The organism is Plantibacter auratus, from assembly GCF_050587365.1.
In the GTDB taxonomy this organism is placed as follows: Bacteria; Actinomycetota; Actinomycetes; order Actinomycetales; family Microbacteriaceae; genus Plantibacter; species Plantibacter auratus.
The window spans coordinates 14,737-34,643 of sequence record NZ_JBOBFV010000003.1 but is presented as its reverse complement, the minus strand read 5'-3'; the positions used below and the strand labels follow the sequence as shown (position 1 = coordinate 34,643).

The 19,907-nt window shown below is 68.7% G+C and carries 21 protein-coding genes; 16 read left to right on the top strand and 5 right to left on the bottom strand.

The features are described from left to right. Positions 1-87: 87 nt before the first annotated feature. The gene (locus tag ACQ3HE_RS13130) at positions 88-1,548 is read left to right on the top strand and encodes an amino acid permease (RefSeq protein ID WP_124769503.1); all 1,461 of its coding nucleotides are present in this window, start codon (positions 88-90) and stop codon (positions 1,546-1,548) included. Between the two features lie 31 nt (positions 1,549-1,579). Then, positions 1,580-2,659 (top strand): histidinol-phosphate transaminase, encoded by a 1,080-nt coding sequence (locus tag ACQ3HE_RS13125; RefSeq protein ID WP_430893107.1) that lies wholly within the window; start codon positions 1,580-1,582, stop codon positions 2,657-2,659. 34 nt (positions 2,660-2,693) lie between these two features. Here the strand turns inward: ACQ3HE_RS13125 and sufU are convergent, their stop codons facing one another. Continuing rightward, entirely contained in the window at positions 2,694-3,131 is a 438-nt protein-coding gene (sufU, locus tag ACQ3HE_RS13120; protein WP_191941341.1) for a Fe-S cluster assembly sulfur transfer protein SufU, read from the bottom strand. Further along, on the bottom strand, positions 3,128-4,435 hold the full coding sequence (locus ACQ3HE_RS13115) for a SufS family cysteine desulfurase (RefSeq protein ID WP_430893106.1): 1,308 nt from the start codon (positions 4,433-4,435) through the stop codon (positions 3,128-3,130). Before ACQ3HE_RS13115 ends, sufU begins: the two co-directional genes overlap by 4 nt. Before the next feature lie 110 nt (positions 4,436-4,545). Between ACQ3HE_RS13115 and hisB the strand changes: the two genes are divergently transcribed. The 4 genes from hisB to ACQ3HE_RS13095 all read left to right on the top strand — a co-directional run bounded on the left by hisB (position 4,546) and on the right by ACQ3HE_RS13095 (position 7,429). After that, the gene (gene hisB / locus ACQ3HE_RS13110) at positions 4,546-5,154 is read left to right on the top strand and encodes an imidazoleglycerol-phosphate dehydratase HisB (RefSeq protein WP_430893105.1); all 609 of its coding nucleotides are present in this window, start codon (positions 4,546-4,548) and stop codon (positions 5,152-5,154) included. Beyond that, entirely contained in the window at positions 5,151-5,786 is a 636-nt protein-coding gene (hisH, locus tag ACQ3HE_RS13105; protein WP_079707069.1) for an imidazole glycerol phosphate synthase subunit HisH, read from the top strand. The genes hisB and hisH overlap by 4 nt, the downstream gene beginning before the upstream one ends. 85 nt (positions 5,787-5,871) lie before the next feature. Then, on the top strand, positions 5,872-6,618 hold the full coding sequence (priA, locus tag ACQ3HE_RS13100) for a bifunctional 1-(5-phosphoribosyl)-5-((5-phosphoribosylamino)methylideneamino)imidazole-4-carboxamide isomerase/phosphoribosylanthranilate isomerase PriA (RefSeq protein WP_079707068.1): 747 nt from the start codon (positions 5,872-5,874) through the stop codon (positions 6,616-6,618). Further along, entirely contained in the window at positions 6,602-7,429 is an 828-nt protein-coding gene (locus tag ACQ3HE_RS13095) for an SseB family protein (RefSeq protein WP_430893104.1), read from the top strand. Before priA ends, ACQ3HE_RS13095 begins: the two co-directional genes overlap by 17 nt. A 27-nt stretch (positions 7,430-7,456) precedes the next feature. On the opposite strand, the gene ACQ3HE_RS13090 is transcribed toward ACQ3HE_RS13095, so the two are convergent. After that, positions 7,457-7,828 (bottom strand): DUF1844 domain-containing protein, encoded by a 372-nt coding sequence (locus tag ACQ3HE_RS13090; RefSeq protein ID WP_056012072.1) that lies wholly within the window; start codon positions 7,826-7,828, stop codon positions 7,457-7,459. A gap of 230 nt (positions 7,829-8,058) precedes the next feature. Here ACQ3HE_RS13090 and infC point away from each other — a divergent pair, with 230 nt between their 5' ends. The 10 genes from infC (at position 8,059) to pheT (ending at position 17,479) form a co-directional block, all read left to right on the top strand. Next, complete coding sequence (infC, locus tag ACQ3HE_RS13085) at positions 8,059-8,724, top strand: translation initiation factor IF-3 (RefSeq protein ID WP_199862229.1); 666 nt, start codon at positions 8,059-8,061, stop codon at positions 8,722-8,724. Positions 8,725-8,739: 15 nt separating this feature from the next. Beyond that, positions 8,740-8,934, top strand: a complete 195-nt coding sequence (gene rpmI / locus ACQ3HE_RS13080; RefSeq protein ID WP_056012069.1) for a 50S ribosomal protein L35 — start codon at positions 8,740-8,742, stop codon at positions 8,932-8,934. A 27-nt stretch (positions 8,935-8,961) separates the two neighbouring features. Further along, a complete protein-coding gene (gene rplT / locus ACQ3HE_RS13075; RefSeq protein ID WP_064294422.1) occupies positions 8,962-9,348 on the top strand; it encodes a 50S ribosomal protein L20 in 387 nt (128 codons plus the stop codon). Between the two features lie 102 nt (positions 9,349-9,450). Next, positions 9,451-10,251: a TrmH family RNA methyltransferase gene (locus tag ACQ3HE_RS13070; protein ID WP_430893103.1), complete on the top strand. Its 801-nt coding sequence runs from the start codon at positions 9,451-9,453 to the stop codon at positions 10,249-10,251. 221 nt (positions 10,252-10,472) lie between these two features. Further along, entirely contained in the window at positions 10,473-11,192 is a 720-nt protein-coding gene (locus ACQ3HE_RS13065) for an amino acid ABC transporter ATP-binding protein (protein ID WP_430893303.1), read from the top strand. Positions 11,193-11,283: 91 nt separating this feature from the next. After that, entirely contained in the window at positions 11,284-12,180 is an 897-nt protein-coding gene (locus tag ACQ3HE_RS13060; RefSeq protein ID WP_079707066.1) for a glutamate ABC transporter substrate-binding protein, read from the top strand. 107 nt (positions 12,181-12,287) lie between these two features. After that, entirely contained in the window at positions 12,288-12,935 is a 648-nt protein-coding gene (locus tag ACQ3HE_RS13055) for an amino acid ABC transporter permease (protein WP_124769498.1), read from the top strand. Beyond that, positions 12,932-13,831 (top strand): amino acid ABC transporter permease, encoded by a 900-nt coding sequence (locus ACQ3HE_RS13050; protein WP_138944586.1) that lies wholly within the window; start codon positions 12,932-12,934, stop codon positions 13,829-13,831. Before ACQ3HE_RS13055 ends, ACQ3HE_RS13050 begins: the two co-directional genes overlap by 4 nt. Before the next feature lie 91 nt (positions 13,832-13,922). Continuing rightward, on the top strand, positions 13,923-14,963 hold the full coding sequence (gene pheS, locus ACQ3HE_RS13045) for a phenylalanine--tRNA ligase subunit alpha (RefSeq protein ID WP_159879029.1): 1,041 nt from the start codon (positions 13,923-13,925) through the stop codon (positions 14,961-14,963). 2 nt (positions 14,964-14,965) lie between these two features. Beyond that, complete coding sequence (gene pheT / locus ACQ3HE_RS13040; RefSeq protein WP_430893102.1) at positions 14,966-17,479, top strand: phenylalanine--tRNA ligase subunit beta; 2,514 nt, start codon at positions 14,966-14,968, stop codon at positions 17,477-17,479. Positions 17,480-17,552: 73 nt separating this feature from the next. Here the strand turns inward: pheT and ACQ3HE_RS13035 are convergent, their stop codons facing one another. Then, positions 17,553-19,112 carry a helix-turn-helix domain-containing protein gene (locus tag ACQ3HE_RS13035; RefSeq protein ID WP_430893101.1) on the bottom strand — a complete coding sequence of 520 codons (1,560 nt, stop codon included), beginning with the start codon at positions 19,110-19,112 and terminating at the stop codon, positions 17,553-17,555. Between the two features lie 36 nt (positions 19,113-19,148). Further along, positions 19,149-19,796, bottom strand: a complete 648-nt coding sequence (locus ACQ3HE_RS13030) for a hypothetical protein (protein WP_411558482.1) — start codon at positions 19,794-19,796, stop codon at positions 19,149-19,151. Between the last annotated feature and the right edge of the window lie 111 nt (positions 19,797-19,907).

Sequence of the window (19,907 nt, the reverse complement as noted above, 5' to 3'; positions counted from 1 at the left end):
CGACAATCGGCGGGTCACTCCGCACTGGTTCTCAGCTATCGTCGATGGCGCGGTGCAACGACGCCCGCAGCATCGTCGGAGGCAAGCATGAGTACAGACGATCGGAGCCGCTCGCTGCTCCGGAAGAAGCCGATCGCGGAGATCGAGGATGAGACCTCCGGTTCGAAGCTGTTCAAGAGCCTCGGGCTCTGGCAACTCACGGCCATCGGGGTCGGCGGCATCATCGGGGTGGGGATCTTCTCACTTGCCGGACTCGTCGCTCATGGGAGCGAGACCTCGCCCGCTGTGGGGCCGGCCGTCCTCTTCTCGTTCCTGATCGCGGGCCTCGCCTCCGCGGCCGCAGCCTTGTCGTACGCGGAGTTCGCCGGCATGATCCCGAGAGCCGGGTCCGCCTACACCTACGGGTATGTGGCGCTCGGCGAGATCATCGGCTGGTTCATCGGCTGGGACCTGTTGCTCGAGTACATCGCGATCGTCGCGGTGGTCGCGATCGGGATCTCCGGCTACTTCGACGCCTTCCTGTCCGGCATCGGGATCCACATGCCGGCCTGGATGACCTCGACCGCCGACGAGGGGAAGGGCGGCCTCGTCAATCTCCCCGCCATCTTCGTCTGTCTCCTCGTGACCTTCATCCTGAGCCGCGGGACGAAGGCCTTCGGTCGATTCGAGCTCGTCGCGGTCGGGATCAAGGTCCTGCTCATCCTGTTCATCATCGGCCTCGGTGTCTTCTACATCGACGGCGAGAACTACGACCCGTTCCTCCCCAGCGGGTTCGGGCCGGTGTTCGCCGGTGCCGCGACGGTCTTCTTCGCGGTCTTCGGATACGACGCGATGAGTACGGCGGCCGAGGAGGCGAAGGACGGCAAGAAGCACATGCCGAAGGCGATCATCCTCTCCCTCATCATCGCCATGCTCCTGTACGTCGCGGCCACCCTCGTGCTGACCGGCATGCAGAACTACACCGACATCGACCCCACCGCCGGGTTCGCATCGGCGTTCCAGAGCGTCGGCCTGCCCGTGGTGGCGACGATCATCTCCGTGTTCGCCGTCCTGTCGATCCTCACCGTGATGCTGACGTTCCTGTTGGGCGTCACCCGCGTCTGGTTCTCGATGAGTCGCGACGGTCTCCTTCCGCGGTGGTTCTCGCGCACGGATCGGCGAGGTGTGCCGCAGCGGGTGACCTGGATCGCCGGCGGCGCGGCAGCCGTCTTCGCCGGGGTGTTCCCGATCAAGCAGGTCGCCGACCTCACGAACATCGGCATCCTGGCCGCCTTCATCGTGGTCTGCGTGTCGGTGATCGTGTTCCGGTACACGAAGCCGGACGAACCCCGCTCCTTCCGGTTGCCGTTGATGCCGTTCGTCCCGGCGTTCGGCGTCCTGGCGTCCGGCTTCCTGATCCTGCAGTTGCACTGGGAGACCTGGCTGCGGTTCGGGGTCTGGCTCGTGGTCGGTCTCATCGTGTACTTCGCCTACGGGCGACGCCACTCGCTGTTGAACCCGGCGAGCCCCCGGCACGAGGTCCTTCGTCGGGAGCATCAGGCGGAGTGAGTGCGCCGGTCGGAGTGGCTAGCATTGTGGAGTGACCGCTCTCGACGACCTCCCCATCCGCGACGACCTCCGAGGACAGCGCCCGTACGGCGCTCCCCAGGCCCTGGTGCCGGTGGCGCTCAACGTGAACGAGAACACGCACCCGATCCCCGAGGCGGTCGCGCACGACATCGTCGCCTCGCTCGCCTCCGCGGTCCTCACGGTGAACCGGTACCCCGATCGCGAGTTCACGGAACTCCGGGAGGCGCTGGCGGGATACCTGGGTCACGGGGTGGTCCCGGAGCAGATCTGGGCGGGGAACGGGTCGAACGAGGTGCTCCAGCACATCCTGCAGGCCTTCGGTGGTCCCGGGCGATCGCTCCTCGGGTTCACGCCGACGTACTCGATGTATCCGCTCCTGGCCGCCGGTGTCGGCACCAGGTGGATCCCTGCGACGCGTGACGCCGAGTTCGAGCTCTCGCCCGAGACCGCCGCGCGTCAGGTGGCCGAGGCGGATCCCGACCTCGTGTTCCTCTGCTCGCCCAACAACCCCACCGGAACACCGTTGTCGCTCGAGACCGTCACCGCGGTGTACGAGGCGTCGCGGGGCATGGTGATCGTCGACGAAGCGTATGCGGAGTTCGCTCCCGACGACGAGGCGAGCGCGCTCACGCTGTTGGAGGGGCGTCCGCGCTTGATTGTCTCCAGGACGATGAGCAAGGCCTTCGCCTTCGCCGGGGTCCGTCTCGGGTATCTTGCGGCCGACCCCGCGGTCGTCGACGCGCTGAGACTCGTCCGGCTCCCGTACCACCTGAGCGCCCTGACGCAGGCGGCCGCGACCGCCGCGCTCCGGCACGCCGACGAGATGCTGGCGATGGTCGACGACATCCGGACGCAGCGCGATCGCCTCGTCGTCGAGCTCGGGCGTCTCGGCTACGACCCGAAGCGGAGCGGATCCAACTTCGTCCTGTTCGGCGGCGTCGCCGATCCGCACGCGGCGTTCGAGTCGCTCTTGGCGCTGGGGATCCTCATCCGTGACGTGGGTATCCCGAACCACCTGCGCGTGACCGCGGGCACCGAAGCGGAGACGACCGCGTTCCTCGAGGCCCTCGCGGCGATCAGCCCCGCCTGACCAGCCCTCAGCCGGGCGGGGGTGGGGCGCCTGCTCACGGCAGGCGGGAGATGGCCTCCTCGGCGGCGACCCAGGGGAGCATGGCGCACTTCACGCGGGCGATGTAGCGCGAGACACCACTGAACGCCGCGGCGTCTCCGAACCGTTCTTCGTCGAACTCGAGCGTGCCCCGCGAGCGGATGACCGTCCGGAACTCGTCGACCAGGGCCTGGAGCTCGGCCGGTGTGAGGCCTGCCGCGAGGTCGCTCAGGCAGGAGCTCGACGCCTGCGAGATCGAGCAGCCGTGCCCCTCCCAGGCGATCGGTGCGAGACGACCGTCGGGCCCGGGATGGAGCTGCAGGGTGACCTCGTCGCCGCAGGTGGGGTTGAGCTGGTGCGACTCGGCGGCGGGCGCGTCCCGCAACCCGAAGCCGTGGCGCTGGCGGGCGTGGTCGAGGATGAGCTCCTGGTAGAGGCTCTCCAGGCCGCTCATCGGGACACCCCGAAGAACGGACCGACCAGGGTGGCCGCGTGGAGGAAGGCGTCGATCTCGGCCTCCGTCGTGTAGAGGTAGCTGCTGGCGCGGGTGGACGCGGTGAGTCCCAACCGGCGGTGGAGTGGTTGCGCGCAATGGTGACCGACGCGGACCGCGATGCCCCGGTCGTCGAAGAACTGACCCACGTCGTGGGCGTGCACACCGGCGAGGTCGAAGCTCGCCAGCCCGGCGCGAGGCGTCCCGGGTGGCGGCCCGATGAGCGTGACGCCGGGGATGGCAGCGAGTCCGGCCGCGAGACGCTGTCCGTAGGCCGCCTCGGTGGCGTGGACACGGTCCATGCCGACCGCTTGCAGGAACCGGACGGCGCTCGCGAGGGCGATCGCCTGCGACACCGGCTGGGTCCCGGCCTCGAACCGTTGCGGAGCGGGCAGGAAGTCGGCGCCGTCGAGTGTGACGGTCGTGATCATCGACCCGCCGGTGAGGAAGGGGGGAAGGGCGTCGAGCAGCCGGCGGCGACCCCACAGGGCCCCGATGCCGTTCGGACCGAGCATCTTGTGGCCGGAGAACACGAGGAAGTCGACGCCGAGGGACGCGACGTCGACGGGCAGGTGCGGCACGGACTGGCAGGCGTCGAGCACGGTCAGCGCGCCGACGCGTTCGGCGAGGGCGACGAGCTCGGAGACCGGCGCGATCGCCCCGGTGACGTTGGACACGTGCGCGAAGGCGATGATGCGCGTGCGTTCGCCGATGATGTCGTCCACGGCGTCCAAGCGCAGCACGCCGTGGTCGTCGACTGGGAGGTGACGGAGGGTCGCACCGGTACGTGCGGCGAGTTGCTGCCAGGGGATGAGGTTCGCGTGGTGTTCGAGTTCCGTCACGACGATCTCGTCGCCTGGACCGAGTCGGAACCGCTCGGCGGCAGCACCACCGAGGCCGGCGCTCGCATTCCCGATGGCCCCGGCGATGAGGTTGAGGGCTGCGGTCGCGCCGGAGGTCCAGACGAGTTCCCGCTCGTCGGCACCGATGAACGCGGCGACCCTGGCGCGAGCGCCCTCGAAGAGCTCCGTCGCCTCGGCGGCCAGGAGGTGGGCGCCACGGTGGACGGCGGCGTTCTGGTGCGTCGCGTAGTCACGCTCCGCGTCGATGACCTCGATCGGGCGTTGCGAAGTGGCTCCGGAGTCCAGATAGACGAGCGGGTGTCCGTTCATCTCCCGGGCGAGGATCGGGAACCGTTCACGGAGAGCGGCGATCTCCGTCGCGTCGAGTGGGACGGCCGGGGCGATGCTGGGTGTGGAAGTCATGACCTCTCAACGATAGGCGTCGGCACGGCCTGGTGCAGCCGCATGACGCGACGATGCCCACCCGTTGACACGCGGCGTGCAGCGGCGGTGCGCTCGATACACTGGATCCCATGACCACCCAGCAGCGCACGGCCCGGATCCAGCGCGCGACGAGCGAGTCCAGCATCGAGCTGGAGTTGAACCTCGACGGCACCGGCACGAGCAGCATCGAGACCTCCGTCCCGTTCTACAACCACCTGCTCACGGCCTTCGCGAAGCACTCGCTGACCGACCTGACCGTCCGTGCGACGGGCGATGTCGACATCGACGTCCACCACACGGTCGAGGACGTCGGTATCGTCCTGGGCCAGGCGATCCGTCAGGCGCTCGGCGACAAGGCCGGCATCTCGCGATACGGGGACGCGCTGGTCCCGCTCGACGAGGCCCTCGTGCAGGCCGTGGTCGACATCTCCGGTCGTCCGTACCTCGTGCACGGCGGGGAACCGGCCGGATTCGAGTTCCACCTCATCGGCGGGCACTTCACGGGTTCGATGGTGCGTCACGTCTTCGAGGCGGTCACCTTCAACGCGGGCCTCACCGTGCACGTGAACGTCCTCGGCGGTCGCGATCCGCACCACATCGCCGAAGCGGAGTTCAAGGCGTTCGCGCGGGCCTTCCGGCAGGCGAAGGCGTTCGACCCCCTGGTCCAGGGCATCCCGTCGACGAAGGGCGCGCTGTGAGCGCACGCCCGTCGGTGGTCGTCCTCGACTACGGCTCCGGCAACGTGCACTCCGCGGTCAAGGCCCTCGAGCTCGCCGGCGCCGACGTCGTGCTGACGGGTGATCGCCAGGCCGCCCAGGCCGCCGACGGTCTCGTGGTGCCAGGGGTCGGCGCCTTCGATGCGGTGATCGGCGCCCTCCGTTCTTCCCACGGCGACGAGGTCATCGACCGTCGTCTCGCGGGAGGCCGTCCCGTCCTCGGCATCTGCGTGGGGATGCAGGTCATGTTCGAGCGCGGCTTGGAGCGTGGTTCCGAGGCCGACGGCCTGGGGGAGTGGCCCGGAGCGGTCACAGAACTCCAGGCGCCCGTCCTGCCGCACATGGGCTGGAACACGGTGTCGCCGGACGCAGGGTCCGTGCTCTTCGACGGCCTCGCCGACGAACGCTTCTACTTCGTCCACTCCTATGCCGCACAGCAGTGGACCCTCGAGGTCATGCCGCCGTTCCCAGAGCCGCGCCTCACCTGGGCGACCCACGGGGTGCCGTTCCTCGCGGCCGTCGAGAACGGTCCGCTGTCGGCGACGCAGTTCCACCCGGAGAAGTCGGGCGACGCCGGTATCCGTCTGCTGTCCAACTGGCTCGGCACCCTGTAGCCGACTAGGATCAGGTGCTTGTGCCACGAGGCATGCTGTGCGCCGGGAACCGAGGGGCTCGCAGCTCCCGAAGAGACGGTGGATCATGAACGAGTTCAACACGACGGCCGGACTGACGCTGCTCCCCGCGATCGACATCGTGGACGGGAAGGCCGTCCGGTTGACGCGCGGCGAGGCCGGTTCGGAGACGAACTACGGTGAGCCCGTGGACGCGGCCCTGGACTGGGCCCGTCAGGGGGCGGAGTGGATCCACCTCGTCGATCTCGACGCCGCGTTCGGCCGTGGCGACAACCGGTCGATCATCCGCAAGGTCATCTCGAAGGCGCGCGGCGTCAACATCGAGCTGTCGGGCGGCATCCGCGACGACGCCTCCCTCGAGCAGGCGCTCGAGACGGGCGTCGCACGCGTCAACCTCGGGACCGCGGCGCTCGAGAACCCCGAGTGGGCCGCGAGTGTCATCGCCCAGTACGGCGAGGCGATCGCGGTCGGCCTCGACGTCCGTGGCACGACGCTCGCCGCTCGCGGCTGGACGCAGGACGCCGGCGACCTGTGGACGGTCCTCGACCGTCTCGAGGAGGCGGGCTGCGCACGCTACGTCGTGACGGACGTCACGAAGGACGGCACGATGCAGGGGCCGAACATCGAACTGCTCCGACAGGTGCTCGAGCGCACGGAGCGGCCGGTGGTGGCCTCCGGCGGCATCTCGAGCCTCGACGACCTGGTCGCGCTGCGCGAGCTGGTCCCCCTGGGGCTCGAGGGCGCCATCATCGGGAAGGCGCTCTACAACGGCGCGTTCACCCTGGCCGAGGCGCTGGATGTCTCGGGCCGCTGACGAATCCTCCGCGCCCGACTGGCACGGTCCGTCGGGCGGGCATGCCCACCGTGCGATGGGTGGTGCCGATTCGGCCGGCCAGCCCTGGGCCGGTCGGAGCTTCCAGCCGAACGCGAGTTCCGGTGACGACGGCAGTGCGCCCGAGCGGCTGATCGAGTCCCTCCGACGCTTCCGGGCCGGCGAGGTCGGCGAGGCCGAGGTCGTCGACGCCTTCCGGGACTCCCGCCTGCTCATCCCGCTCGTGGCCCACCTCGGTGAGGCCGGCGAGAACGAGCACGGCCAGTTGGTCGACAAGTCGCAGGAGCTGTCCATCGTGACGGTGACCGGTCCGGACGGCCGCACCGTGCTCCCGGTGTTCAGCTCGGTGCAGGCGATGTCCGCGTGGAACCGGACGGCGAGGCCGATCCCGGCCGACGGCGTCCGGGTCGCACTGGCGGCCGCGAGCGAGCAGACGGACGTCGTGGTCCTCGATCCGACGTCGAGCACCGAGTTCGCCGTACGCCGCCCCGCGCTGTGGGCGATCGCGCAGTCGCAGCCGTGGACGCCCAGCTTCGCGGACCCGCTGGTGCGCGACGCGTTCGAGCGGTCGATCGAGCAGGAGCTCGCGGTCGTGAGTGTGCGCCTGCGAGCCGGAGATCCTGAGGCGAAGCTCGCCGGATCCGAGCTCGTGGTCGAGCTCGGCCTGCTGCAGGGACTGACCCAGCAGGAGCTCGACGCAGTGCTCGCGCGGCTGGCTCAGCGCTGGGCCGCGGACGAGGTCATCGCGACGCGCGTCGACTCGCTCGCGGTGTCGCTCCGCCCCGCCGACTGATCGGCGAGGCGGAGCGCCGCGCTGCGATCAGGTGACCGGGCCGGTCCACTTCTCGCCGGGACCCTTGCCGATGGGATCCTGGATGGTGGACGCCTCCCGGAAAGCGAGCTGCAGGGATCGCAGGCCGTCGCGCAACGACCGGGCGTGCATGTCGCTGATCTCCGGGGCACCTGCGGTGATGAGACCGGCGAGGGCGTTGATGAGCTTGCGGGCTTCGTCGAGGTCCGTCTGGGCGTCGGGGGCGTCCGCGAGGCCGCACTTGACCGCTGCGGCGCTCATGAGGTGCACGGCGGCGGTGGTGATGACCTCGACGGCGGGGACGTCGGCGATGTCCCGGGTGGCCTGATCGGCCCCTCCCGACTCGTCGTCGTGGTCGTACGGGCTGGTGGTGTTGTTCACGTGGATCCTCTGTTAGACTCGTGCGGTGCTCCGAGACATGTCTCGGTACGAAAGAGGAGATTCTCCCACCCGCGCTTGACCGCTTCACAAGGTTACCGGGTTGTCACGCTCCGCCTGTCGCTTCACCGCTTCGGGTCGTCGGGCGTGGTGCCTTCCGACAGGTGTTCTGAACACCGGCGGAGGGTACGGGTGTGTGGTGAACCGATTTCGTCGCGTCGCAGGTATCGGACCTGGTCGCGTGGCATCCCACCCAGTCAGAGGAGCTCCGCATCAGCGATCCCCGTACCAATGACCGTATCCGCGTCCCGGAGGTCCGACTCGTCGGTCCCGGCGGAGAACAGGTCGGCGTCGTCAAAATCGAGGTCGCCCTTCGCCTCGCGCAGGAAGCGGATCTCGACCTCGTCGAGGTCGCACCCAACTCCAAGCCGCCCGTCGCGAAGATCATGGACTACGGCAAGTTCAAGTACGAGGCTGCGCAGAAGGCCAAAGAGGCCCGGCGCAACCAGGCGAACACGATCCTCAAAGAGGTCCGGTTCCGCCTCAAGATCGATCAGCACGACTACGAGACCAAGCGCAAGCGCGCCGAGGGCTTCCTCAAGGCCGGTGACAAGGTGAAAGCCATGATCCAGTTCCGCGGCCGCGAGCAGTCCCGCCCAGAGCAGGGCGTCCGCCTGCTCCAGAAGTTCGCCGAGGACGTGTCCGAGTGGGGCACCGTCGAGTCCACCCCCATGGTCGACGGTCGCAACATGGTGATGGTCGTCGGTCCACTCAAGAACAAGTCCGAGGCGAAAGCCGAAGCCAACGCACAACGTGCGGCATCCAAGGCACGTCCGGCTGACGCCGACGAAGCCGACGAGGCTGCTCCGGTGGAGTCATCCACCGACGAGAACCGATAAGAAACGAGGAATCCCATGCCGAAGCAGAAGACCCACTCCGGGGCCAAGAAGCGATTCAAGGTCACCGGCAGCGGCAAGCTGATGAAGCAGCAGGCCGGTATGCGACACAACCTGGAGAGCAAGTCCAGCCGTCGCACCCGTCGCCTGAACCAGGACCAGGTGCTGGCGCCCGCCGACGCCAAGGTCATGAAGAAGCTGCTCGGTCGCTAGACCGTTTACCCGTAAGGAACTAGGAACATGGCAAGAGTCAAAAGGGCGGTCAACGCTCACAAGAAGCGTCGCGTCATCCTCGAGCGCGCCGCCGGTTACCGCGGTCAGCGTTCGCGTCTGTACCGCAAGGCCAAGGAGCAGGTCACTCACTCCCTCGTCTACTCGTACCGCGACCGTCGTGCGCGCAAGGGTGACTTCCGTCGCCTCTGGATCCAGCGCATCAACGCGGCATCGCGTGCCAACGGCATGACGTACAACCGCTTCATCCAGGGTCTCGGCCTCGCCGGGATCGAGGTCGACCGCCGTATCCTCGCGGACCTCGCGGTGCACGAGCCCGCCACCTTCGCGGCCCTCGTCGCGTCGGCCAAGGCCGCGCTGCCCGCCGACACCTCGGCGCCCAAGGTCTCCGCGTAGTCGGAAGCCCTGCGTCCGCCCGGACGACGTGTTCGAACGGCCCGATCCCACCAGGGATCGGGCCGTTTCGTCTGTCCGGAGCGCGACCCATAGGATGGGTGCGTGCTTGACAATCCGCGGTCACCGCGTGTCCGATCCGTCGCCAAACTCGCCAAGCGTCCGGCGAGACAGGAGACCGGCCTGTTCCTCCTCGAAGGACCACAGGCGGTCTCGGAGGCCCTGCAGTTCCGGCCCGACCTGATCCTCGAGCTGTACGCGACGCCGACCGCCCTCGAGCGCTACACCGAGATCGGGGGCGCGGCTACCGATGCAGGACTCGAGATCGAGTTCGTCACCGAGCAGGTCCTCGAGTCGATGGCCGACACCGTCACCCCGCAGGGGTTCATCGCGGTCGCGCAGCAGTTCCCGACCTCGATCAAGGACATCTTCGCCGGAGAGCCGCAGCTCGTCGTCATCCTGGAGGAGGTCCGCGATCCGGGCAACCTCGGGACGATCATCCGAGCCGCCGACGCCGCCGGCGCGGACGCCGTCGTCCTGAGCGGACGGACCGTCGACCTCTACAACCCGAAGGTCGTGCGCTCCACGACCGGCTCGCTCTTCCACCTGCCCGTCGCAGTCGGTGTCGAGCTGCCCGCCGTGCTGGAACGGGCCCGTGCAGCGGGACTGCAGACGCTCGCGGCCGACATCAAGGGCGAGGACCTCCTCGTGGCCCGGTCGGCAGGTGTGCTCGCGCGGCCGACGGCATGGGTGTTCGGCAACGAGGCCAGGGGACTCACCGACGAGCACCTCGAGCTCGTCGACCGTGCGGTTACGGTACCGATCTACGGCCGTGCCGAGAGCATGAACCTGGCCACGGCGGCATCGGTGTGCGTCTTCGAGAGCGCGTTCGCGCAGCACGCGTGAGCGCCTGAGGCGTCGACCGTCGAGGTTACGAAACGGTAACCGTAGCGCTTCCGTCATGCGCACGAAACACACGGTCACCTAGTTTGGGTTACATGGAGCCAACAGTGTCCCCGAACTCCGGCCCGACGGAACCCGATGCAGCAGCCTCGCATGGTGCCGCCGGCGCATACGAGACCACGAGCAACCCGATCCAGGCAGGGCGCGGCGAGCCCCTCGTCGTCATGGAGAACGTCGAGAAGCACTACGGCGAGTTCCACGCCCTGAAGGACATCAACCTCACCGTCAACAAGGGTGAGGTCGTCGTCGTGATCGGACCGTCCGGGTCCGGCAAGTCGACCCTCTGCCGGACGATCAACCGGCTCGAGACGATCAGCTCGGGGGAGATCCGGATCGACGGCAAGAAGCTGCCGGAGGAGGGCAAGCAGCTCGCCGAGCTGCGCGCCGACGTCGGCATGGTGTTCCAGTCGTTCAACCTGTTCGCGCACAAGACGATCCGCGAGAACGTCACCCTCGGCCCGATCAAGGTGCGCAAGCAGAAGAAGCGCGACGCCGACGATGCGGCGAAGGTGCTGCTCGAACGCGTCGGCATCGGCGTGCAGGCCGACAAGCTGCCGGCACAGTTGTCCGGCGGGCAGCAGCAGCGCGTGGCGATCGCCCGCGCCCTCGCGATGAAGCCGAAGGTCATGCTGTTCGACGAGCCGACCTCGGCCCTCGACCCCGAGATGATCAACGAGGTCCTCGACGTCATGGTGCAGCTCGCCAGCGAGGGCATGACGATGATCGTCGTCACCCACGAGATGGGCTTCGCCAGGAAGGCCGCCGACCGCGTCGTCTTCATGGCCGACGGCGAGATCCTCGAGGACACCGACCCCGAGTCGTTCTTCACGAACCCGCAATCCGAGTGGGCGAAGGACTTCCTGTCGAAGCTCCTCACCCACTGACCCATCCGACTCCGGATCGCGCGACCCGCGCGGCGACCCGGAACTGACCAACCGATCGGCCCGTCCCGGGCACCAAGGAAGGAAGGAAAACATGCGCAAGAGGCTCATGTTCATCACCGCGGGAGTCGCTGCAGCAGCGCTCGCGCTCAGCGGGTGCAGCGGCGGCGACGCCGGCACCGGATCGACCGACGGCGCGTCCGACGGCGGCGCACTCTTCGAGGTCGCCTCCGACGTCCAGCTCGAGGGCAGCCCCACGTACGACGCGATGGTGAAGGCCGACAAGGTCCGCATCGGTGTCAAGGAGGACCAGCCCGGTCTCGGATACCTCGACGCGGCCACCGGGGAGCGTTCCGGCTTCGACGTCGAGATGGCCACCTGGATCGCCGCGTCGCTCGGCTTCGACGCCGACAAGATCGAGTTCAAGGCGATCCCGAGCGCCAACCGCGAATCGGCCATCGTGAACGGTGACATCGACTACTACGTCGGCACCTACTCGATCACCGACAAGCGCAAGGAGCAGATCGACTTCGCCGGACCGTACTTCGAGACCGGCCAGGGCCTGCTCGTCGCCGCGGACAACGACGACATCAAGGGCGAGGACGACCTCGCCGGCAAGACCGTGTGTTCGGCGACGGGCTCCACGCCCATCCAGAACATCAAGGACAACTTCCCCGACACCAAGACGGAGGAGTTCGACACCTACTCGCAGTGTGTCGAGGCCCTGAACGACGGCAAGGTCGACGCGGTCACGACCGACCAGGCGATCCTGATCGGGTACGCGGCGCAGTTCCCGGACGACCTCAAGGTCGTGGGCGAGCCGTTCAGCACCGAGCTGTACGGCATCGGTCTGCCGAAGGGTGACGACGCCCTCCGCCACTTCATCAACACGATGTTCACCGATGGTGGCGACACCTGGACCAAGATCTACGACGCCACCCTCGGCGCCTCCGGCACCAAGGTGACCCAGCCGGCGGTCGACGACTACTAAGCAGCGCCCCGGGCGGCCGCCGACCAGCGGCCGTCCGGGGGAGCTGTCCCGTCGACTCCGCCCAGGCGCCCGCCACGGGCGTCCCCCTCCCGAAAGGCGTGCGCGACATGAACGTCCTGCTCGACAACCTCGACCTCTTCGTCACGGGCTTCCGCAACACCCTGCTGCTCTTCGTGGTGTCGGGGTTCTTCGCGCTCATCCTCGGCACCATCGTCGGTGCCATGCGGGTCTCGCCGGTCCCGGCGATGCGCCTCTTCGGCACCGTGTACGTCAACACGGTGCGCAACACCCCGCTGACCCTCATCCTCTTCTTCTTCGCCTTCGGCTACCCGAAGCTCGGGCTCCCCGAAGTGAGCTACACGACGCTCGCGATCATCGGGCTGAGCCTCTACACCGCGACCTACGTCGCAGAGGTCCTGCGGTCCGGCGTCAACACGGTGCCGATCGGTCAGGCCGAGGCCGCACGCGCGATCGGGCTGCCGTTCGGACAGACCATGACGCTCGTCATCCTGCCGCAGGCGTTCCGTGCCGTGCTGCCTCCGCTGTTCAGCGTGCTCATCGCCCTACTCAAGAACACGACGGTCGCCGCCGGCTTCTCCGTCGCCGAAGCGGGCGCGATCCGCGCGAACCTGTCCGAGCGCGGTGAGCCGCTGCTCGTCGGTCTCCTGTGGGTCGCCCTCATCTTCGTGGCGCTCGTGTCGCTCCTGTCCCTCGCCCAACGGGCCTTCGAGAAGAAGTGGAGGATCGCGCGATGAGCTCCGTCCTGTTCGACACCCCCGGCCCGAAGGCCATCGTCCGCTATCGCTGGATCGGTGCGGCGACGGTGCTCGTCGTCGCCGGCATCCTCGCCTTCGTCGTCTTCCGCTTCATCGAGACCGGACAGTTCACCGCCTCGAAGTGGAAGCTCTTCACCTTCCCGCGTGTCTGGGAGCAGATCCTCCAGGCGACGGGTGCGACCCTGTCCGCGTTCGCGGTCGCCGCCGTCTGCAGCGTCGTCCTCGGACTGGTGCTGGCGATCGGCCGACTGTCCGACCACAAGATCATCAGCGTCCCCTTCACGATCTTCATCGAGTTCTTCCGGGCGGTCCCGGTCCTCATCCTGATGATGCTCATGTACTACGGGCTGCCGCCCCTCGGCTTCACCTTCGTGACGCCGTTCGTCGCCGTCGCCATCGCGCTGACGCTGTACAACGGCGCGGTGTTCTCCGAGATCTTCCGAGCGGGTATCGAGTCGCTGCCGAAGGGGCAGGGCGAGGCCGCCTACGCCATCGGCCTGCGGAAGTCCGCCGTCCTGCGCCTCATCCTGTTCCCGCAGGCGATCCGCGCGATGCTGCCGGTGATCATCGCCCAGCTCGTCGTCGCCCTCAAGGACACGGCACTCGGCTTCCTGATCACCTATCAGGAGCTCCTCTACCTCGCGAAGCAGTTCGGGTCGCAGGCGCTCTACGGCAGCCCGATCATCCCCTCGATCATCGTGATGGGCTCGATCTACATCGTGCTCTGCCTGATTCTCTCGGGCGTCGCGAAGATCGTCGAGGTGCGTACCCGACGGTCGCCGCGGACGCCGAAGGAACAGGCCGTGACCGAGGACACGACGACCAAGATCCTCGGCATCCAGGCGGGGAACCAGTCGTCCGGCGCGAGCATCTGACGTCGTCCCGACGGAGCCCAGGCGATCGGGCCGCCGTCGGGGCGAGGACGGTCGCCCATGTGGGCCGACCGCCTGGGTAGACTTGGCTCTCGTGTCCGACGCATCCCCAATCTCCGAACCAGCGGTGAACGCCGCGGTCGACGCCGCTCTCGAAGCGATCGCCGCAGCCACCGACTCGGCCGCCCTGAAAGCGGTCCGATCAGCCCACGCCGGCGAAGCGTCACCGCTCGCCGCCCTCAACGGATCGCTCCGCAGCGTGCCGAACGACCAGAAGGCCGCGCTCGGCAAGCTGGTCGGTCAGGCCCGCGGGCGCGTCTCGAAGGCGTTGAGCGAGCGCGAGGGCGAGATCGTCGCCGCGGAGACGGAGGCACGACTCGCAGCCGAGGCGATCGACGTCACCGCCGTGCCGCTGCGTCGGTCGGTCGGGGCCAGGCACCCGCTCACTCTCCTCCAGGACCGCGTGTCCGACATCTTCGTCGGCATGGGGTGGGAGATCGCCGAGGGGCCCGAGGTCGAGAGCGAGTGGTTCAACTTCGACGCCCTGAACTTCGACGCCGACCACCCGGCCCGCGCGATGCAGGACACCTTCTTCGTGGAGCCGCTGGAGTCGCACCTCGTCCTGCGGACGCACACGTCGCCGGTCCAGGTGCGCTCGCTGCTCGAGCGCGAGCTCCCCGTGTACGTGCTCGCCCCCGGGCGCGTCTACCGCACGGACGAGCTCGACGCGACGCACACGCCCGTCTTCATGCAGTTCGAGGGTCTCGCCGTCGACAAGGGCCTGACGATGGCGCACCTCCGCGGAACGCTCGACCACTTCGTGAAGAGCGTCTTCGGCGACGACGCGAAGGTCCGCCTGCGTCCCAGCTACTTCCCCTTCACCGAGCCGAGCGCCGAGCTCGACTTCTGGCACCCGACCTTCAAGGACGGACCGCGTTGGATCGAGTGGGGTGGGTGCGGCATGATCAACCCGAACGTGCTCCGGTCCGCCGGTATCGACCCCGAGGTCTACTCGGGCTTCGCCTTCGGGATGGGCGTCGAGCGCGGCCTGATGCTGCGCGACGGCGTGCAGGACATGCGAGAGATGGTGGAGGGCGACGTCCGCTTCTCCCAGCAGTTCGGGATGGTGGTGTAGTCGTGCGTGTTCCATTGAGCTGGCTCGGGGAGTTCGTCGAACTCGCCCCGGGGACCACCCCTGAAGACGTCCACGCGGCACTCGTGCGCGTCGGGCTCGAGGAGGAGGACGTCCACCGCTTCGAGCTGACCGGTCCCATCGTCGTCGGGGAGGTCCTCGAGTTCGTCGAGGAGCCGCAGTCCAACGGCAAGACCATCCGCTGGTGCCAGGTCCGCGTCGCCGAGGGTGACGCCGACGGGGCCGTACGGGGCATCGTCTGCGGTGCCGGCAACTTCTTCGTCGGCGACCAGGTGGTCGTCACCCTGCCCGGCGCCGTGCTGCCCGGTCCGTTCCCGATCGCCGCTCGCAAGACCTACGGCCACGTGTCGGACGGCATGATCGCCTCGGCTCGCGAGCTCGGTCTCGGTGAGGACCACGACGGGATCCTGCGTCTCTCGACGATCGGCGTCGAGGCACCCGTCGGCACCGACGCGATCAGCCTGCTCGGTCTCGACGACGCTGCGGTCGAGCTCAACGTGACGCCCGATCGCGGCTACGCGTTCTCGATCCGAGGGGTCGCACGCGAGTACTCGCACGCGACCGGTGCGGCCTTCCGCGACCCGGCGGCGAGCGTCCCCGAGGCGTTCACCGGCCCACTCGACGGCTTCCCCGTCACGATCGAGGATGCGGCGCCGATCCGCGATCGCGTCGGGTCGAGCGTCTTCGTCACCCGCGTCGTGCGCGACGTTCACCCGACGAAGCCGACCCCGCCGTGGATGGTGGCGCGGTTGAAGCTCGCCGGCATCCGCTCGCTGTCGCTCGTCGTCGACATCACGAACTACGTCATGCTCGAGCTCGGACAGCCGATCCACGGGTACGACCTCGACAAGCTCACGGGCGGCATCGTCGTCCGGCGCGCGCGGTCCGGCGAGACCTTCGTGACGCTCGACGGCCAGGAGCGGAAGCTCCACGACGAGGACCTGCTGATCACCGACGACTCGGGCCCGATCGGGCTCGCGGGCGTGATGGGTGGCCTCGACACCGAGATCACCGATGCCACGCGCAACGTCCTCATCGAGGCCGCGAACTTCGACCAGGTGTCCATCGCGCGGAGCGCGCGCCGCCACAAGCTGCCGAGCGAGGCCTCGAAGCGGTTCGAGCGCGGTGTCGATCCGCAGATCGCCGTCGCGGCCGCCGGTCGCGTCGCGCAGTTGCTCGTCGACCTGGCCGGTGGCCGGACGGACGACCTCGGCTCCACCGTCACCACGGCGCCGGACCGCGAGCCGATCCTGCTCCCCGACGACTACATCAACCGCCTCATCGGCGTCACGTTCGGAGCGGACGAGACACGATCCGCGCTCGCCGAGATCGGCGCGGCCGTCGAGGCGACCGATGGCGGCCTGCTCGTGACGCCGCCAAGCTGGCGCCACGACATCACCGGCAAGGAGGACCTCGCCGAGGAGGTGGCGCGGATCCTGGGATACGACCGCATCCCGTCGGTGCTCCCCGTCGCACCTCCGGGACGTGGGCTCTCGCGTTCGCAGCGGTTGCGCCGTGGGGTCGCCGATGCGCTCGCCTACGGCGGCGCGACCGAGGTGTTGGCCTATCCGTTCGTCTCCGCCGAGGAGAACGCGCGGTTCGGCGCTCCGCAGCCGGGTGCGTTCCCAGCCGTGAAGCTCGCGAACCCGCTCGACGCGAAGGCCCCCTTCCTCCGCGCGTCGATCCTGCCCGGTCTCCTCGCCGTGGCCCACCGGAACGTCTCGCGCGGTCTGACCGACCTCTCGATCTTCGAGGTCGGCGCGGTGTTCCGTCCGTCCCGTCACGGCGCGTTCGGCCAGGCCGAACTCCCGCAGGCGGCGGTCCGTCCGAGCGAGGCCCAGCTCGAGGAGCTCGAGGCGGGCGTCCCGGCCCAACCGCGTCATCTCGGATTCCTCGCGGTCGGCAACGCCGTCGCGAAGCAGCCGGGCCAGCCCGCCGTCGCGGCCGGTATCGCGGAGGCGCTCGAGGCCGTCCAGGCCGTCGCGGTGGCGACCGGTGTCGACATCACCGTCTCCCAGGGCAGCCACCAGGCACTGCACCCCGGACGGACTGCGGCGCTGCATGTCGGCGACGTCCTGGTGGGGTACGCGGGGGAGGTGCACCCGGCCGTCGCCGAGGAGGCGAACCTGCCGCGCGTCGTGGCGGTCGCGGAACTCGACCTGGATCGCATCATCGCGCTCGGCGACGCACTGCCCGAGGCCGTCGGCATCGGAACCCTTCCCGCTGCGACGCAGGACCTCTCGCTGCTCGTCCCGGCGACCGTCTCAGCCGGCGAGGTCCTCGACGCCGTCCGGGTCGGAGCCGGTTCGCTGCTCGAGCACATCCGCCTCGTCGACGACTATCGCGGTTCGGGCGTGCCCGAGGGTGGCAAGAGTCTGACCTTCGCGCTGCGGTTCCGCGCGCCGGACCGCACGCTCACCGCGGCGGAGGCGAGCGACGCGAAGCTCGCCGGCGCGGCAGTGGCGGCCGAGCGTTTCGGCGCGAGCATCCGGGACTGAGCCGGTCGTACCGGACGACAGCGGCCCCGCGGATCGACGATCTGCGGGGCCGCGTCCGTCGGACGGCACGGACTCAGTCGCGGAAGGTCTCGATCGACGCACCCAGGGTGATGAGCCGCTCCTGCAGCTGCTCGTACCCGCGAGCGATGATGTCGACGTTCCGGAGCACGCTCGTACCTTTCGCGGCGAGCATGGCGAGCAGGATGACGACTGCCGGTCGCAGCGCGGGAGGGCAGCTCACCTCGGCGCCGGACCAGTGCGTCGGCCCGGAGACGTCGATGCGGTGCGGGTCGCGCAGGCGGACGTTCGCGCCGAGTCGGGTCAGGTCGGTGAGGTGGATCGCCCTGCCCTCGTACACCCAGTCGTGGATGAGCGTGTCGCCCTCGGCGCAGGCCGCGATGACCGCGAAGAACGGGAGGTTGTCGATGTTGAGCCCCGGGAACGGCATGGGGTGGATCTTGTCGATCGGGGCGTGCAGCTTCGAGGGGTGCACGGTGACGTCGACGAGACGGGTCCGACCGTTCGCGGCTGCGTACTCGGGGGAGCGGGTGTAGCGCAGTCCCATCTCGCCGAGCGTCGCGAGCTCGATCTCCATGAACTCGATCGGCACGCGCGTGACGGTGATCTCCGAGTCGGTGACGATCCCGGCGGTGAGTAGACTCATCGCCTCCACCGGGTCCTCACTCGGCCAGTAGTCCACGTCCTCGTTGATGACGCTGCGGCCGGTGATCCGGAGCGTCGTGCTCCCGATGCCCTCGATGGTGATGCCGAGGAGCTCCAGGTAGAAGCACAGGTCCTGCACCATGTAGTTCGGGCTGGCGTTGCGGATGGTCGTGACGCCGTCGCGTACCGCGGCGGCCATGATGGCGTTCTCGGTCACGGTGTCGCCGCGCTCGGTGAGCACGACGCTCAGCTCCTCGGGCACGTCGGGGGCGACGGTGGCCTGGTACCAGCCGGCGGTCGCTTCGATGGACAAGCCGAACGGCCGGAGCGCGATGAGGTGCGGTTCGACGGTCCGGGTCCCGAGGTCGCAACCACCGGCGTAGGGGAGGGCGAAGGTGTCGTAGCGGCCGAGCAGCGGGCCGAGGAACATGAGCACACTGCGGGTCCGGCGACCGGCGTCCTCGTCGATGCTCTCGAGTGAGAGGTCGTCCGGGACGTGTATCTCGACGTCCTGGCCGTCGGGCGACCAGACCACGGAGACGCCCAGGCTGCGCAGGACGTCGATGATGCGGTCGACCTCGACGATCCGGGCGATGCCGTGCAGCGTGGTGCGGCCGCGGTTCATGAGCGCCGCGCACAGGAGCGCGACCGAGGCGTTCTTGCTCGAACGCACCGCGATGGTCCCGTGCAGCCGTCGGCCGCCCTGGACGCGGAGGTGCGAGTTCTTCTTCTGTTCGCCGAAACTGACGATCTCACTCTCGAGCGCGGTGCTGATCCGGCTCAGGAGGTCGATGCTGATGTTCTGACTGCCCTGCTCGATCCGGTTGATCGCGCTCTGGCTCGTGCCGACGCGTTCCGCCAGCTGGGCCTGGGTGAGTTTGCGTCCCTGACGGGCGCCGCGGATGAGTGCTCCGACCTGCCGGAGCGGTGCCGCAGGGTCCGTTCGTTCAAACGTTGCCGTGTCTTCCATGTCGTCACTCTATCTCAGATATGAGATAGAGCGCCGTTAGGGATGCCCCTGAGATGTCGGAACGGAATCTGAAACCCGCTCCGTGGTGTCAGGCGCGGGCGCGGAGCTCCGGAAGAGGACGGCGTACACCGGGCCTGCGGCGAACCAGATGCCGGTGATCGCGACGAGCTTGATGATCATGCCCCAGATGACATCCTCGTTCGCGAGGGCGAAGGACGCGGGGACGGTCCAGCCGACCATGGCCTGCATCGCGAGGAGCCCGGCGACCGCGATCGCGACGGCGAGGACCACCCGACGCCACTCCGACCAGGCGGCCCGGACGTACGCGGGCCCGGACTTCGGCTTCGGCCGCGGTGCTGGACCGCCGGCGAACCGGTGTGCGAACCAGACGTCCGCCTTCGTGATGAGCGCGTGGCCGAACGCCACCGTGAAGCCCAGGTAGATGGTCGCGAGGAGGTGCGTGACGTTGGGCTCCTCGCCGGACGCGAGGTCGGTCGCGGTCAGGACCAGGAGGACGAGGTCCACGACCGGTACACCGATCAACATGATCGCGCTGAGCCGGCGCCGCCGGAGGAGGTAGCGCACCGCGAGTCCGCCGAAGAGGAGGATCCAGAACGCGGCCTCCGCGCCGAGGATGGCCCAGATGAGTGGGCTCGTGCCGAAGAGTTCAGTGAAGCTGTCCATGTTCCGATGGTGTCGCGGGATGATGCCGTGCCACATCGACCGTGCTGCTGATCCTCCGGCGACGGGGTCAGCGGAACTGCGTACGCCGGCTCGTCCCTCCGACGCTCGCGC

Bases quoted from the DNA above. Each gene is read 5' to 3' on its own strand.
- ACQ3HE_RS13130 (WP_124769503.1), top strand. From the start codon at position 88: ATGAGTACAGACGATCGGAGCCGCTCGCTGCTCCGGAAGAAGCCGATC.
- sufU (WP_191941341.1), bottom strand. From the start codon at position 3,131: ATGAGCGGCCTGGAGAGCCTCTACCAGGAGCTCATCCTCGACCACGCC.
- ACQ3HE_RS13115 (WP_430893106.1), bottom strand. From the start codon at position 4,435: ATGACTTCCACACCCAGCATCGCCCCGGCCGTCCCACTCGACGCGACG.
- hisB (WP_430893105.1), top strand. From the start codon at position 4,546: ATGACCACCCAGCAGCGCACGGCCCGGATCCAGCGCGCGACGAGCGAG.
- priA (WP_079707068.1), top strand. From the start codon at position 5,872: ATGAACGAGTTCAACACGACGGCCGGACTGACGCTGCTCCCCGCGATC.
- ACQ3HE_RS13095 (WP_430893104.1), top strand. From the start codon at position 6,602: ATGTCTCGGGCCGCTGACGAATCCTCCGCGCCCGACTGGCACGGTCCG.
- rpmI (WP_056012069.1), top strand. From the start codon at position 8,740: ATGCCGAAGCAGAAGACCCACTCCGGGGCCAAGAAGCGATTCAAGGTC.
- rplT (WP_064294422.1), top strand. From the start codon at position 8,962: ATGGCAAGAGTCAAAAGGGCGGTCAACGCTCACAAGAAGCGTCGCGTC.
- ACQ3HE_RS13065 (WP_430893303.1), top strand. From the start codon at position 10,473: ATGGAGAACGTCGAGAAGCACTACGGCGAGTTCCACGCCCTGAAGGAC.
- ACQ3HE_RS13060 (WP_079707066.1), top strand. From the start codon at position 11,284: ATGCGCAAGAGGCTCATGTTCATCACCGCGGGAGTCGCTGCAGCAGCG.
- ACQ3HE_RS13055 (WP_124769498.1), top strand. From the start codon at position 12,288: ATGAACGTCCTGCTCGACAACCTCGACCTCTTCGTCACGGGCTTCCGC.
- ACQ3HE_RS13050 (WP_138944586.1), top strand. From the start codon at position 12,932: ATGAGCTCCGTCCTGTTCGACACCCCCGGCCCGAAGGCCATCGTCCGC.
- ACQ3HE_RS13035 (WP_430893101.1), bottom strand. From the start codon at position 19,112: ATGGAAGACACGGCAACGTTTGAACGAACGGACCCTGCGGCACCGCTC.
- ACQ3HE_RS13030 (WP_411558482.1), bottom strand. From the start codon at position 19,796: ATGGACAGCTTCACTGAACTCTTCGGCACGAGCCCACTCATCTGGGCC.